Origin of the sequence: Microbacterium atlanticum, assembly GCF_015277815.1 — a bacterium.
Classification (GTDB): Bacteria; Actinomycetota; Actinomycetes; order Actinomycetales; family Microbacteriaceae; genus Microbacterium; species Microbacterium atlanticum.
In genome coordinates this window covers 2,602,509-2,616,200 of record NZ_CP063813.1, presented here as the reverse complement: position 1 = coordinate 2,616,200, position 13,692 = coordinate 2,602,509, and the positions used below count along the sequence as shown (strand labels likewise).

The following is a 13,692-nucleotide window of genomic DNA, read 5'->3' as shown; positions in this document are numbered from 1 at the left end:
ATCAGCGCTCGTCCGGCCGATGCCAGTCGCCGCTCTTGCCGCCCGTCTTCGCGACGATGCGCACGTCCTGGATCGACGTCGCCTTGTCGAGGCCCTTCACCATGTCGACGATCGCGAGCGCGGCGACCGTGACAGCGGTGAGCGCCTCCATCTCGACGCCGGTGCGGTCGGCGGTGCGGACCGTCGCCTCGATCGCGACGCCGTCGTCGTGGATCGCGAGGTCCACAGCCGCGCCGTGGACGCCGATGACGTGGGCGAGGGGGAGCAGCTCGGGGGTGCGCTTGGCGGCCTGGATGCCGGAGATGCGGGCGACCGCGAGCACGTCGCCCTTGGGCACCGAACCGTCTCGCAGAGCGGCGACCACCGGGGGTGCGCAGCGCACGAACCCCCGGGCCGTCGCCGACCGGACCGTCGGGTGCTTCAGCGTCACGTCGACCATGCGGGCATGACCCGCGGCGTCGAGGTGCGTGAACGCCGGCTGCTCGTGCGTGCTCATGAGATCAGCATGACATCGACGTGATCGCCGGCGGCGACGGCCTCCGTCTCGGCCGGGACGATCGCGTAGGCCTCGGCGCGGCCGAGCCCTCCGGCCAGGTGGGACCCGCCGGTCGTGGCGGGCACCGCGCGCCACGCCTCCGGGTGTGATCGGTCGATCCTCACGGGAAGGTACTGGCGCCGCGCCGGCGGGGTGCGCCACCCCGTCGCCGCCCGAAGCCGGATCACCGGACGGCCGAGCCCGGTGCGACCCTGCAGGCGCAGCAGCGCCGGGCGTACGAAGACCTCGAACGACACGGCGGCGCTGACAGGGTTGCCCGGCAGCCCGAACAGCAGCGTGCCCGAGTCCAGGCGGCCGAAGCCCTGCGGCTTGCCCGGCTGCATCGCGACCTTCGAGAAGGCCATCCGCTCGCCCAGCGTGGTCTTCACCACCTCGTACGCGCCGGCGCTCACGCCGCCGGAGAAGATGACGACGTCCGCGCGGCTGCCGGTCACCTCGCCGAGCACCGCCTCCAGCCCGCCGCCCTCGTCCGGCACCGAGGCACGTCGCACCACCTCGGCCCCGGCCTCGGCCGCGAGGGCCGCGAGGAGGAAGCTGTTGGACTCCGGGATCTGTCCGCGGCGCAGCGGGGATCCGGGTTCGACGAGCTCGCTGCCGGTCGAGATCACGGCGACGCGGGGGCGCCGCGAGACGGCGACCTCGGCGACGCCGGCCGCGGCAGCCGCTGCGACCTGAAGCGGACCCAGCCGGATGCCGGCGGGGAGCACCTCGTCGCCGACCCGCGCGTCCTCGCCGGCGCGGCGGATGTGGACGCCGGGCGACCGGGGACCGCGGACGACGGTGACCTCGCCCAGCGAATCGGCCAGCCCGCCCACCGTGTCCTCGAACGGCACGATCGCGTCGGCATCGGCCGGGACCGGCGATCCCGTCATGATGCGCGCCGCCTCGCCGGGCCCGAGCGGGGGATCGGCGTCGGTGCCGGCGGGCAGGTCGGCGACGACCCGGAGCGTCACCGGCGCGGCGGCGGTGTCGCGCACCTCCGCGAAGCGCACGGCGAAGCCGTCCATGGCCGAGTTGTCGAAGACGGGGATGTCGATGGTCGCTCGCACCGGCTCGCGAAGCGTGCGACCGTCGGCTGCGGCGAGCGGCACGCGCTCGGTCTCGAGCGGGTCGGCGGCCGCCAGCACGTCGGAGAGGTGCTCCTCGACGGTGCGCAGGCCGCTCACGCGCGCACCGCCGGGACGGCAGTCCCGCGCGCCCACGCCTCGATGCCGCCGGCGAGGACGGATGCCTCGACCCCGGCGCCGCGCAGGGCCGCCGCCGCGCGATGCGCGCGCGCCCCCACCTGGCACACGACGACCACGCGCTGCGCGCCGATCCCGGCGGGCTCGGCCAGCAGGTCGGCGAGCGGACGCAGCACGGACCCGGGGATCACGCCGTGAGCCGTCTCGAACGGCTCCCGCACGTCGACGAGGACGGCACCCTCCCGCTGCGCCGCGAGGGTCTGCGCCGGCGTGAGCTGCGGGATCGCGCCGGCGGGTGCCGGCGTGGCGGGGACGGGCGACGCGGTGGGGCCGCGGTCGCGCGCCGGGGAGCCGGGCGCGACGACCACCGGAGAATCCGCGGCGGGCGCGGCGGACGCCACCGCCCGCAGCGGCACCTCGTCGGTCCGCGCGCGCAGGGCGTCGATCACGAGCACGCGGCCGAGCAGCGGCTCTCCGACGCCGGTGATGAGCTTGATGGCCTCGGTTGCCAGGATCGACCCGACCTGCAGGCACAGAGCCCCCAGCACGCCGACCTGAGCGCAGGTCGGCGCCTCGCGCGCGGCGTCCGGCGGGTACAGGTCGATGAGCCGCACCGGGTCCGCGCCGGCCGGTGGCGCCGACCAGAACACCGTCGCCTGGGCGTGGAACTCCTGGACCACTCCCCACACCAGCGGCACGCCGAGCTCCTCGCACGCGGCGGCGACGGTCTCGCGCGTCTGGAACGTGTCGGTGCCGTCGATCACGACGTGCGCGCCGGCGAGCAGGTCGCGCGCGTTGTCGGGCGTGAGCCGCGCCGGAAGCGGGTGGACGACCGTCGTGGGGGAGAGGTCGCCGGCGATCCGCACCGCGGAATCCACCTTCGCCGCCCCGACGTCGCGCACGCGGTGCATCAGCTGCCGCTGCAGGTTGGATGCCTCGACCACGTCGTCGTCGATGACGGTGAGGGTGCCGACCCCGGCGGCGGCGAGTGCCAGCACCACGGGCGAGCCGAGGCCGCCCGCGCCCACCACGGCGACGTGGGCGGCGGCGAGACGGCGCTGCGCGACATCGCCGAAACCGGAGAGCACGCGGTGACGTGCGGTGCGCGTGCGCTCCGCGTCCGAGAGCTCGGCGACCGGCTCGACCAGCGGGGGAAAGGCCATGTCGACAGGCTACGCCGGGTGGCGCGTCGGGGAGCGCGGCCCGGGCGTCAGACCCGTCCGGTGAGGATGAGGTTCCAGTACACCCACGGCAGCACGTGCCGGTCGAAGACCCACGACAGCCTGCTCTCGCGGTACATCCGCTTGGCGAAGGGGATGGTCGGCTTCTGCTTGCCCTCATCGTCGAACTCGGCCCACACCACGGTGGATCGGGAGACGGTGAACGGGCACACCGCATAGCCGTCGTACCGTGACGTGGGCTCCTTGTCCCGCAGCACCCTCGACAGATTCTTCGCGAGCACCCAGGTCTGCTTGCGCAGAGCGCCGCCGCACTTCGAGTTCGTGGTGGCGGCGGCATCCCCCAGCGCCCAAACGTTCGGGAAGCGGGGATGACGCAGCGTCTGCGGGTCTACCTCGACGAAACCGCCGGACGATCCCGCCGCCGAGAGCTCCGAGGCTTTGAGCCAGTCCGGTGCGGACTGTGGCGGCTCCACGTTCAGCACGTCGTACCGGAGGTGCTCCGGTCCGTCCGGCCCGCCGAGCACCACCTGCTGCGTGTCCGGCTCGACCCGCAGCAGCACGCTGCGCGTGCGCAGCTCGATGCCGTACTCGTCGATCTTGCGCTGGAGCTCCTCGTCGAACGGAGGAAGGTACGCGGTCTCGGTCGGCACGACCATCACCACGCGGATGGCATCCAGCACGCCGGTCGCCCGCCAGTAGTCGCAGGCCTGGTACATCGGCTTCTGCGCCGCGCCCGCGCACGAGGCGGGGCCGTCCGGCTGCGTGAAGACGACCGTCCCCCCGGTGACGTCCCGGAGCAGCCGCGACGCCTTCTGCGCGAGCTCGAACTCGTAGTGGGATGCCGCCGCCGGCGTCTGCATCGCCTCCGCGAGCCCGGGGATCCGGTTCCAGTCCAGCTGGATGCCGGGGCAGACGATGAGGTGGTCGTAGGTGAGGCGCTCGCCGCTCTCGAGGATGACGGCGTCGGACGTCGGCTGCACGGTGGCGACGGCATCCTGGATCCACCGCACCCCGTTCGGGATCACATCCCGCTGCGGGCGCACGGTGATGCTCGCGGGTGCGGTGCCTCCGGCCACGTGCGAGAACAGCGGCTTGTACAGGTGCTGCTCGCGCGGCTCGATGACCGCGACATCCTTGACGCCCTGCCGCCGCAGCCGCGCGGCGACCGAGATGCCGCCGTTGCCGCCGCCGATCACGAGCACCTGGTGGTGCGTCTGCTGGTCCGACATGCTGGGCTCCTCGTGTCAGCCGGGTTCGCCGGTGCGGAACTCGCCGTTCGCGATCGCGTCGGCGTAGGTGCGCAGGTCGGGCCCCGGTTCGTAGTCGATGAAGCGGTCCTTGAGCAGGGCGTTCACGCGCGCGAACGCCGCATCGGACGAGACGTCGCCGTCGCTGCGGGCGACCTCGAGCACCGCTTCGCGCAGCACCCGGTCGGCGTCCTGGAGGATCTTCGCCCTCGCGGGCTCGTTCCATGCCACCTCTGTGATGTCCATGGCGTCGAGGCTAGGCCCGGCGCCGGATCGCGAGAGGGGGCTTGTGCTGGCGGTGCTCGGCCCTCATGATGCCGGGCGTGCGCCGAGCCGCGTCACGCCTGCTCGTCCTCTTCCGGCTCGAACGTCGACGGCTCGCCGGTGTGGCCGGCGGCGACGCCGTCGGGTTCAGCGGGGATCGTCCCGTCCTGTCCGAGTCCGCCGGGCTTCGGGGTGCCTTCGTCGTCTGCCTTCGCCGCGTGAGTGTCCGGGTCCATCGCCCGCTCCTTCCGTCGTGGCAGCACGGTACGCCTGCGGGCGAGCGGGGGGACCCCGGTTGACAACCGTCGGCCGCCTCCTCCCTCGGTGACGGTGCACCGTGCTTCCCGGGTTTCTCCCGCATCTGCGGAGATCGATGGCCGGAATATTCCGCGCGTGCGGTGTACCGTGAATGGGTGAGCGCGTTCAGGATCGCCGAAGCCGCGCGTCTGCTCGGCGTGAGCGACGACACCGTCCGGCGATGGGTGGATGCCGGAGTCCTGCCGACGACCGGCGCATCTCCCCTCGCCATCCCCGGCGACGCCCTCGCGGCGCATGCCGTCGCACTCGCCGAATCCCCGCACGATCCCGCCGACGTGCTCTCCAGCGCCCGCAACCGCTTCACCGGGCTCGTCACGCGCGTCCAGATCGACGGGGTCATGGCCCAGGTCGACATCCAGTCCGGTCCGCACCGCGTCGTCTCCCTCATGTCGTCCGAAGCGGTCCGCGAGCTCGGCCTCGAGCCGGGATCCCTTGCGGTCGCGGTCGTGAAGGCGACCACGGTGATCGTCGAGACGCCGAAAGCCTGACGTGCGCCGTCCGATCCTCCTCGGCGTGACCGCCGGCGTCGCAGCCCTCGCGCTCGGCCTCGCCGGCTGCGCGCCCGCGGTAGCGGGCGACCCGCGTGGCGGCGGCGCCGATCCCGGGTCGAGGCTGTCCGGAAGCCTCACCGTCTTCGCCGCGGCCTCGCTCAGCGCGGCGTTCGACGAGCTGGCGACGGTCTTCGAGGAGCGGCATCCGTCCGTCGACGTCCGCCCGATCACCTACGACGGCTCCTCCACGCTGGCGACCCAGATCATCGAGGGCGCGCCCGTCGACGTCTTCGCCGCGGCCGATGAGGGCACCATGCGCAGGGTCGTCGACGAGGGTCTCGCCGACGCCCCCGTGGTCTTCGCGACGAACACCCTGGTCCTGGTGGTCCCGGCGCGAGGCGGTGCGGGCGTGGAGAGCCTCGACGATCTCGCCGAACCCGACGTGACCGTGGTGCTCTGCGCACCCGAGGTGCCGTGCGGCGCGGCGTCTGCCACCCTGCTCGCCGGCGCGGGAGTCACGGCGAGCGTCGACAGCTACGAGCAGAACGTCGCCGCCGTGCTCGCGAAGGTGGGGGCCGGTGAGGCGGACGCCGGCCTCGTGTACGTGACGGATGCCGCCACGACGGCGGCCGTCGAGGCGATACCGGTGACCGGAGCCGACCGGGTGGTGAACCGCTACCCGATCGCGGCGCTCGCCGAGTCCGGCAACATGCCGGCGGCGGAGGCCTTCGTCGGCCTCGTGCGCGGCCCGGAGGGACGGTCGGTGCTCGTCGCGCTCGGCTTCGGGGCGCCGTGACCGTCGAACGGCCCGCGGGCCGCGTGGACACCCAGCGCGTCGGCTTCGTCCCCCGCGTGCTCGCGGTGCCGGCGGCCGTGGGGCTCGCGCTGCTGGTGCTGCCGCTCGGCGCCCTCGTGCTCCGGGTGGAATGGTCGACGCTGTGGAGCGACGTCACGTCGCCCCAGGCGCTCTCGGCGCTGGGCCTGTCGCTGGGGACCGGAGCCGTCGCGACCGCCGCGTGCGTGGTGCTCGGCGTGCCGCTCGCACTGCTCATCGCCCGCAGCACGGTGCGCACCGCGGCGGTGCTCCGGGCCCTCGTGACCATTCCCCTGGTGCTGCCTCCGATGGTCGGGGGCGTGGCGATGCTGTTCCTCTTCGGGCGGACCAGCTGGCTGGGCGGGCTGCTGGCGGAGTGGGGCATCGGGATCCCGTTCACCACGACCGCCGTCGTGCTCGCGCAGACCTTCGTCGCCCTGCCTTTCCTGGTGCTCGCGCTGGAGGGGTCGCTGCGGGCGACGGGGACAGGTTTCGAGGAGGCTGCCGCTGGGCTCGGGGCCGGACGCTGGACCATCCTCGCGCGCATCACGCTTCCCCTCGCGGCCCCCGGTCTCGTCGCAGGCATCGTGCTGTGCTTCGCCCGCGCGATCGGGGAGTTCGGCGCGACGGCGCTGTTCGCGGGCAATGCCCCGGGGGTCACGCAGACGATGCCGCTGGCGATCTACACGGCGTTCAACGGCGCCGGCGTCTCCCAAGGCACGGCGGTGGCCCTCTCGCTCCTGCTGCTGGTGACCGCGATCGGCGTGCTGCTGCTCGTGCGGGCGTGGCGGGCGGAGGCGCCGCGGTGAGCAGGTCCTCGGACGCAGCGGCCGGCCTGTCGGCGCGTGTGGCGGTGCGGCGCGGTGCTTTCGTCCTGGACGCGGCGCTGCAGGTCCCGGCGGGAGGCGTGGTGGCGCTCATGGGCCCCAGCGGCGCCGGCAAGTCCACGCTCCTGCGTGTCGTGGCAGGGCTGGCCCCCTTCGACGAAGGACACGTGTCGCTCGGGCCACGCACGCTGGACGACGGGCCCGGTCGCCGCACGCCGCCGGCCGGGCGGGGCGTGGTGCTGCTCGGCCAGGACCCGCGCCTGTTCCCTCACCTGAGCGCGCGCGACAACATCGCGTTCGGGCTCCGCGTCCACGGCGCGGGCAAGGACGCCGCGTCGCGCACCGCGGCGGACTGGCTGCGGCGCGTCGGGCTGGACGGCGTCGGCGACCGGCGTCCCGCACAGCTCTCCGGAGGTCAGCAGCAGCGGGTGGCGCTGGCCCGCGCCCTCGCCACTGCGCCGGCGGCGCTCCTGCTCGACGAGCCGCTGACCTCGCTCGACACCGAGACCGCCGGCGATGTGCGGGCGCTCCTGCATCACGAGCTCGCCCGCACGCGCACCACCGCCGTGGTCGCGACGCACGACGCGGTGGACGCCGTCGCGCTCGCCGGGGGCTTGGTCGTGCTCGAAGGAGGGCGCGTGACGCAGGCCGGGCCGGTGCGCGAGGTGCTTGCGGATCCGGCGACCCGGTTCGTGGCGGCGGTGGGCGGCTGGAACCGCGTGGTGGGGACGACGGATGCCGCCACCTGGCGCGCCGCCGGCCTCACGCTGCCGCGGCCCGGCGCGTCTGGCGCATCGACGGCGACGGCGGCGGTGTTCCGGCCGGGCGGCGTGCGCATCGTGGCGGGGCCGCCCGCGAGACCGGGGGAGTGGGCGGCGCGCGTCGTCCGGCTCGAGCAGACGCCCGCCGGTGTGCGGGTGCGCACCGCCGAGCCCGATGTCGCGGTGGACGTCGTCGCCGAGCACGCCACGGGGCTCGGCGTCGGCGACACGGTGACGCTGCGCGTGCACCCCGACGACGTCCGCTTCGTCGACCTTGTGGCCGGCCGGGTCTCCTAGACTCGGCCGATGAGCCGCATCCGTCCCTTCCGCGCCGGCGACGAACCCGCGCTGGCCGAGGTGTGTCTGAAGACGGCGGATGCCGGCGGCGACGCGACCGGTCTCCTCGAGGACGACGATCTGTGGGCCGAGATCTTCGTGCTGCCGTACGTCGCCCGTCATCCGGAGTTCGCGTTCGTGGTCGAGGCGGACGACGGCCGCGTCGTCGGCTACGTCGTGGGGGCGCCGGATTCCGCCGCGTTCGAGCAGTGGTTCGCCACGGACTGGTGGCCCCGGCACGCTGCGCGCTGGCCGCGACCGGAGGGGGATCCGCAACCGGTCAGCGTCTCACGCCAGGACGGGATCGTGCGCTACGCGTACGCCCGCCGCGGCGGGAGCCAGCCGTTCGGCGACGAGCACCCCGCGCACCTGCACATCGACCTGCTCCCCGAAGCCCAGGGTCAGGGGCTCGGCCGACAGCTCATCGAGACCCTCGAGCGGGCGCTGCGCGAGGCAGGCGTCCCGGGGCTGCACCTCGTCGCGTCCGCCGACAACGTCGGCGCGGTCGCGTTCTACCCGCGTGTCGGGTTCGACGCGCTCCCGTCCCCTGAGGGCGTCCGCGTCTTCGCCAAGCGGCTCTGACTACGCCGCCGAGGGCCCGCCGTCAAGACGCGCGAGCGGCCGGCAGGGGAGCGTAGCCTGCCGGTGTGGAGGATGTCTCGGCGCCCACCGGCCGTGAGCCGGCGCTCGCGGCCGCCGCGCGCGCCGACGGCTCGCCGCCCCGCGCCCTCGTGCTGGGCGCGACAGGCTACATCGGCGGCCGCCTCGTGCCGCGACTGCTCGCCGCGGGCTACGACGTACGCGTGCTGGTGCGCGACCCGGTGCGGGCTGCCGCCTTCCCGTGGGGCGATCGCGTCGAGGTGGTCCGCGGCGACGCCACGGACGAGGCATCCGTCGCCGACGCCGTGCGAGACGTCGACGTGCTCTACTACCTCGTCCACTCGATGTCGGGCGGAAAGGACTTCCGCGACGCCGACCGCCGCGCCGCGGAGACGGTCGCGCGGGCGGCGGCGAAGGCGCACGTCGGACGGATCGTGTACCTCGGGGGACTGCATCCCGAGGGCGTCCCCCTCTCGCCGCACCTGCGATCGCGTGTCGAGGTCGGCCGGATGTTCCTCGACAGCGGTGTGCCCACGCTGGTGCTGCAGGCGGGCGTCGTCATCGGGTCGGGCTCGGCCTCGTTCGAGATGGTGCGCCACCTCACCGAGGTGCTGCCGTACATGCCCGCGCCGAAGTGGGTGCGCAACCGCATCCAGCCGATCGCCGTGCGGGACGTGCTGCACTATCTTCTCGGGGCGGCGCGCGTGCCCGCGGACGTGAACCGGGCCGTCGACATCGGCGGCCCCGACGTGCTGCGCTACGGCCAGATGATGAACGGCTACGCCGTCGAGGCGGGCCTGCGGCAGCGCCCGATCGCCGCCCTCCCGGTGCTGACCCCGCGCCTCGCGTCGCACTGGGTCAACCTCGTCACCCCGATCCCGCGCTCCATCGCGCGGCCGCTCGTGGAGTCTCTGCAGAACGAGTGCATCATGAAGGACCACGACGTCGATGCGCTCATCCCGCCGCCGGCAGACGGACTCATGCCGTACCGCACCGCGGTGCGGCTGGCGCTGCGCCGCGTGGAGGCCGACGCCATCGAGACGAGCTGGCAGGACTCCGAGGTGATGGGCGCGCCGAGCGACCCGCTGCCCAACGACCCGGACTGGGCGGGCCGCGTCGTCTTCACCGACGTGCGCTCCACGCACACCTCGGCGTCGCCAGACGCGCTGTGGCGCGTGATCGTCGGGATCGGCGGCGAGAACGGCTGGTACTCCTCACCGGTGCTGTGGGCGATCCGCGGCTGGATGGATCGCCTCGTCGGCGGGATCGGGCTGGCCCGGGGTCGTCGCAGCCGGGACCGCCTGGCCGTGGGCGATGCGCTGGACTTCTGGCGTGTCGAGGCGCTGGAGCCGGGACGGATGCTGCGCCTCCGGGCCGAGATGAAGGTCCCGGGCCTGGCCTGGCTCGAGCTGCGCGCGTCGGCCGACGAGGGTGGGTCGCGGTACGACCAGCGCGCGGTGTTCTTCCCGCGCGGGCTCGCGGGACGCCTCTACTGGCTGGCGGTCCTGCCGTTCCACGGCTTCATCTTCGCCGGGATGGCGCGGCGCATCACGGCGACGGCCGAGTCCCTCCCGAGCGCGTGACCGGGGGCCCCGTCGCGTCGTTTCGACCGAGGCGGGGTGTTCCGCGCGTGCGGGACGCGTCGATTGGGTCGAAAGGCATCGACTCGATGTGAGACGGCTCGCCGAGACGCCCTTCGTCGATGCGGATCACCCGGTCCACGAGCCCCTCGGGGACGGCGACGTGCGAGATGAGCACGAGGGACTGATCCTCGCCCACCGCCGTCAGCAGGTCCACGAGCAGCCGATCGGAGGCCTCGGGGTCGACGCCCGCCGTCGGCTCGTCGAGCACCAGCACCGGGAAACCGCGCAGCAGGGCGCGGGCCAGCGCGATGCGCTGCGCCTGGCCGCCCGACACCAGCGCGCCGCGCTCGCCGACGCGCGCGCCGAGCCCGCCCCGCTCGCGCAGCCATGGTCCGAGTCCCACGCGCTCGAGCACCGCCTCGAGCTCCGCGTCGGTCGCGGTGTCGCGGGCGAAGAGCAGATTCTGGCGGATGTCCTCGTCGAAGAGCATCGGATGCTGCTCGCACAGGCCGACGGTGAGCCGAACGTCGTCCGGCGACAGGTCGTGCACCGATTCCCCGCCGATCTCGTAGCCGCCGTCGGTCTCGAGGAACCGCACCAGGGCGTGCGCGAGCGTGCTCTTGCCCGCGCCGCTCGACCCGAGCACGAGGATCCGTTCTCCCGGCCGGATGTCCAGCTCCACGTCCTCGAGGGCGGCCCGCGTCGCGCCGGGCCAGCGGACGCTCGCGCCGCGCAGGCGCAGGCCTCCTCGCAGCTCCGGTGCGCGACCGGTGGGGGCGACCGACTCCGGGGCGAGCTCGGGCGGCGCGGTCGGGAGCGCGTCCGCGATGCGGCCCGCGGCCGCCCGCACCTGGCGCCACGCCGCCGATGCCAGCGCGACGGCGCCGAACACCTCGAAGACCGCCAGGGGGACGAGGACGGCCACCGCGAGCGACGGGCCGTCGAGTGCTCCGGATGCCGCCGCCGGCGCCGTCACGAGCACGGCGGCGATCGACGCGGCGCCGGCCAGCAGCGACACGAGCGCTCCCGTGCCGGCCTGGGCGCCGGCGCGCCGCACGACCGCGCGGCGCAGCGCGGCGTCGGCGCGCGCGATGCGGGCACGGCTGCGCTGCTCCGCTCCGTACGCCGCGAGCACGTCCAGGCTCGACAGGTGGTCGAGTATGGCGTCGGCGAGGTCTGCCCGCAGCGGGGCGATCGTGCGCTCGGCGCGGGCACCGGCCGCCCAGCCCCACAGCGTGGCGACGGCGCCGGCCGACGCGAGGCAGGCCAGCAGGGTCAGCGCGGCCGGCCACCACACGAGGGCGACGAGCACGACCGCGCCCAGCGCGACGAGCATCGACGACACCAGTGGCTGCACCACCCGCAGCGGCAGATCCTGGAGCTCGTCCACGTCGTCGACGAGCGCGCCGAGGACGGAGCCGCGCCGCGTCCGGGTGAGCCCGTCGGGGGCCAGGGGCACGAGGCGCCGCACCAGGTCCGCGCGCGTCGACGACAGCTGACCCAGCGCCGCGTCATGCCCGGTGAGTCGCTCCAGATAGCGGAACACGGCACGGGAGATGGCGAAGAATCGCACACCCACGACGGCGAACGACAGGTACAGCACGGGCGGCTGCTCACTCGCCCGCACGATGAGCCACGCGCTGACGGCGAGCAGCGCGACGGCGGATGCCTCCGACGCGAAGCCCGCCGCGAGGGTCCACCAGAACCGCCGCGCCGGCGGCATCGCGCCCCGCAGCACCGCGCCGGCGGTGGTCATGCGGGCACCTCGCTCGGCTCGAGCCGCACCACGGCGTCCGCGATCCCTCGAGCCGACGTGCGGTGGGACACCAGCAGCACCGTCGCCCCGTCGTCGGCGAGTCGGCGCAGGCCGCGCCACAGCCGCTCCTCGGTGTCGGGATCCAGCGCCGCGCTCGGCTCGTCGAGCGCGATCACCGGTGCGGCGCCGCGCAGGTGGCGGTAGAACGCCCGGGCGACGGCCACCCGCTGCGCCTGGCCTCCCGAGAGTCCTGCGCCCTGCACGCCCAGCTCGGACGCCGGATCCAGCGCGCCGGCGCAGGCGAGGTCGAGGGCGCGGCGGACGACGGCCGCGTCGGGGGTGTCGTCGCCGAGCGCCACGTTGTCGCCGATCGTCCCGGCCAGAAGGCCGGGACGCTGCCCTGCCCACGCCAGCCACTCCGACGATGCGAGCGTCCGGAGGTCCGTGCCCCGCCACGTCGCCTCGCCGTCGAACGCGGCGACGCCGCGGAGGGCGGCGAGCAGGCTCGACTTGCCGGCGCCGCTCGGGCCCTCGATCAGGGTGACGGATCCCGCAGCGGCGACGAGATCGACGGGCGGCAGCATCCGCTCTCCGCGCCGCACGCGCACGCCCGCGAGGCGGAGGACGGGGGAAGCGTCGGTCGCGGGTGGGACTGCGGCCGGGGTGGATGAGACCGGTTCACGCACCGCCCGCGTGGTGCGCGCTGCGTCGAGCACGTCGAAGACGTCGTCGGTGGCGGCGACGCCCTCGGCGGCGGCGTGGAACTGGACACCCACCTGGCGCAGCGGCAGGTAGGCCTCCGGCGCCAGCAGCAGCACGAAGAGGCCCAGGGCGAGGGTGAGGGCGCCGTCGATGAGGCGGAAGCCGATCGAGACCGCGACGATGGCCACCGAAATCGAGGCCAGGAACTCCAGCGCGAAGCCCGACAGGAACGACACCCGCAGCACCCGCATGGTCTCGCGGCGGTAGTCGTCGGTGACGCGCTGGACGGATGCCGCGGCGCGGTGCTGCCGCCCGAACACCTTGAGGGTCGCGAGACCTTGCACGGTGTCCGCGAAGCGCACCGCGAGGCGCTGGAGGGTGCGCCACTGCCGCTGCTGCACGCTGCGCGTCGCGAGGCCGATGAGAACCATGAAGACCGGGATGAGGGGGAGGGTCAGGAGCACCGTGAGCCCCGAGATCCAGTCCGCCCACCACATCGCCGCGATGATCAAGGGCGTCGCGACGACGGTCTGCACGAGTTGCGGCAGATAGCGGCCGAAGTAGGCCTCGAGCGCGTCCAGCCCGCGTCCGGCGATCACCGCGAGGGCCGCCGAGTTGCGCGTCGCCAGCCATTCCGCTCCGAGCACCCCGACCGCCTCGACCACGGCCGTCCGCAGCTGCGTCTGCACGCGCGCCGCCGCCCGCGCGGCGACGGACTCGCGTGCCCACAGCAGCAGCGCGCGCGCCACGACGACGGCCGCGAGCGCGCTGAGGGTGGGGGCGAGGGCGGCCGGAGGCATCCCGTCGATCGCCGCCGTCACCGCGCGGGTGAGAAGCCAGGCGAACGCGACGATCACGGCTGTCTGGCAGAGGGCGATCGCGGCGACGGCGGCGAAGAACCACCGTGAGGCGCGCGCGTACCTCAGCAGCCGCGGGTCGACGGGCTTGCCGCCGGCGCGACGCGGGGCATCCGTCTCACTCATTGCGCTTCGACCCTACCGATCCCGCTCCACCGTGCTTCGAGGGGCGCACGTCCCCGCCGCGACCTGACGGCAGCTGCGACTCGCGCGAT

14 protein-coding genes are annotated in these 13,692 nt (G+C 74.4%); 6 read left to right on the top strand and 8 right to left on the bottom strand.

What is annotated here, in order from left to right:
• Position 1: 1 nt before the first annotated feature.
• From moaC to IR212_RS11975, 6 genes are all read right to left on the bottom strand, one after another.
• Positions 2-496 carry a cyclic pyranopterin monophosphate synthase MoaC gene (moaC, locus tag IR212_RS12000; RefSeq protein ID WP_194396132.1) on the bottom strand — a complete coding sequence of 165 codons (495 nt, stop codon included), beginning with the start codon at positions 494-496 and terminating at the stop codon, positions 2-4.
• Entirely contained in the window at positions 493-1,722 is a 1,230-nt protein-coding gene (locus IR212_RS11995) for a molybdopterin molybdotransferase MoeA (protein WP_194396131.1), read from the bottom strand. The genes moaC and IR212_RS11995 overlap by 4 nt, the downstream gene beginning before the upstream one ends.
• Complete coding sequence (locus tag IR212_RS11990) at positions 1,719-2,903, bottom strand: ThiF family adenylyltransferase (protein WP_194396130.1); 1,185 nt, start codon at positions 2,901-2,903, stop codon at positions 1,719-1,721. The genes IR212_RS11995 and IR212_RS11990 overlap by 4 nt, the downstream gene beginning before the upstream one ends.
• 47 nt (positions 2,904-2,950) lie before the next feature.
• A complete protein-coding gene (locus tag IR212_RS11985; RefSeq protein WP_194396129.1) occupies positions 2,951-4,150 on the bottom strand; it encodes an NAD(P)/FAD-dependent oxidoreductase in 1,200 nt (399 codons plus the stop codon).
• Positions 4,151-4,165: 15 nt separating this feature from the next.
• The gene (locus IR212_RS11980) at positions 4,166-4,414 is read right to left on the bottom strand and encodes a hypothetical protein (protein WP_194396128.1); all 249 of its coding nucleotides are present in this window, start codon (positions 4,412-4,414) and stop codon (positions 4,166-4,168) included.
• Between the two features lie 92 nt (positions 4,415-4,506).
• Entirely contained in the window at positions 4,507-4,668 is a 162-nt protein-coding gene (locus tag IR212_RS11975; RefSeq protein WP_194396127.1) for a hypothetical protein, read from the bottom strand.
• A 177-nt stretch (positions 4,669-4,845) separates the two neighbouring features.
• On the opposite strand from IR212_RS11975, the gene IR212_RS11970 reads away from it, so the two are divergent.
• The 6 genes from IR212_RS11970 (at position 4,846) to IR212_RS11945 (ending at position 10,162) form a co-directional block, all read left to right on the top strand.
• A complete protein-coding gene (locus tag IR212_RS11970) occupies positions 4,846-5,238 on the top strand; it encodes a TOBE domain-containing protein (protein ID WP_194396126.1) in 393 nt (130 codons plus the stop codon).
• 1 nt (position 5,239) lies between these two features.
• Positions 5,240-6,037 (top strand): molybdate ABC transporter substrate-binding protein, encoded by a 798-nt coding sequence (modA, locus tag IR212_RS11965; protein ID WP_194396125.1) that lies wholly within the window; start codon positions 5,240-5,242, stop codon positions 6,035-6,037.
• Complete coding sequence (locus IR212_RS11960; protein ID WP_420488600.1) at positions 6,034-6,864, top strand: ABC transporter permease; 831 nt, start codon at positions 6,034-6,036, stop codon at positions 6,862-6,864. Before modA ends, IR212_RS11960 begins: the two co-directional genes overlap by 4 nt.
• Positions 6,861-7,940: an ABC transporter ATP-binding protein gene (locus IR212_RS11955; RefSeq protein WP_228479292.1), complete on the top strand. Its 1,080-nt coding sequence runs from the start codon at positions 6,861-6,863 to the stop codon at positions 7,938-7,940. The genes IR212_RS11960 and IR212_RS11955 overlap by 4 nt, the downstream gene beginning before the upstream one ends.
• Before the next feature lie 9 nt (positions 7,941-7,949).
• The gene (locus IR212_RS11950) at positions 7,950-8,561 is read left to right on the top strand and encodes a GNAT family N-acetyltransferase (RefSeq protein WP_194396124.1); all 612 of its coding nucleotides are present in this window, start codon (positions 7,950-7,952) and stop codon (positions 8,559-8,561) included.
• Between the two features lie 65 nt (positions 8,562-8,626).
• Positions 8,627-10,162 (top strand): SDR family oxidoreductase, encoded by a 1,536-nt coding sequence (locus IR212_RS11945; RefSeq protein ID WP_194396123.1) that lies wholly within the window; start codon positions 8,627-8,629, stop codon positions 10,160-10,162.
• Here IR212_RS11945 and cydC read toward each other — a convergent pair.
• Positions 10,128-11,918: a thiol reductant ABC exporter subunit CydC gene (gene cydC / locus IR212_RS11940; protein WP_194396122.1), complete on the bottom strand. Its 1,791-nt coding sequence runs from the start codon at positions 11,916-11,918 to the stop codon at positions 10,128-10,130. The two genes, IR212_RS11945 and cydC, sit on opposite strands and share 35 nt — an antisense overlap.
• Entirely contained in the window at positions 11,915-13,603 is a 1,689-nt protein-coding gene (gene cydD / locus IR212_RS11935; protein ID WP_194396121.1) for a thiol reductant ABC exporter subunit CydD, read from the bottom strand. Before cydD ends, cydC begins: the two co-directional genes overlap by 4 nt.
• Positions 13,604-13,692: the final 89 nt, after the last annotated feature.

What these genes read in the sequence shown, in the direction of transcription:
- moaC (WP_194396132.1), bottom strand. Translation starts at nt 496, where the DNA reads ATGAGCACGCACGAGCAGCCGGCGTTCACGCACCTCGACGCCGCGGGT.
- IR212_RS11990 (WP_194396130.1), bottom strand. Translation starts at nt 2,903, where the DNA reads ATGGCCTTTCCCCCGCTGGTCGAGCCGGTCGCCGAGCTCTCGGACGCG.
- IR212_RS11985 (WP_194396129.1), bottom strand. Translation starts at nt 4,150, where the DNA reads ATGTCGGACCAGCAGACGCACCACCAGGTGCTCGTGATCGGCGGCGGC.
- IR212_RS11980 (WP_194396128.1), bottom strand. Translation starts at nt 4,414, where the DNA reads ATGGACATCACAGAGGTGGCATGGAACGAGCCCGCGAGGGCGAAGATC.
- IR212_RS11975 (WP_194396127.1), bottom strand. Translation starts at nt 4,668, where the DNA reads ATGGACCCGGACACTCACGCGGCGAAGGCAGACGACGAAGGCACCCCG.
- IR212_RS11950 (WP_194396124.1), top strand. Translation starts at nt 7,950, where the DNA reads ATGAGCCGCATCCGTCCCTTCCGCGCCGGCGACGAACCCGCGCTGGCC.
- cydC (WP_194396122.1), bottom strand. Translation starts at nt 11,918, where the DNA reads ATGACCACCGCCGGCGCGGTGCTGCGGGGCGCGATGCCGCCGGCGCGG.
- cydD (WP_194396121.1), bottom strand. Translation starts at nt 13,603, where the DNA reads ATGAGTGAGACGGATGCCCCGCGTCGCGCCGGCGGCAAGCCCGTCGAC.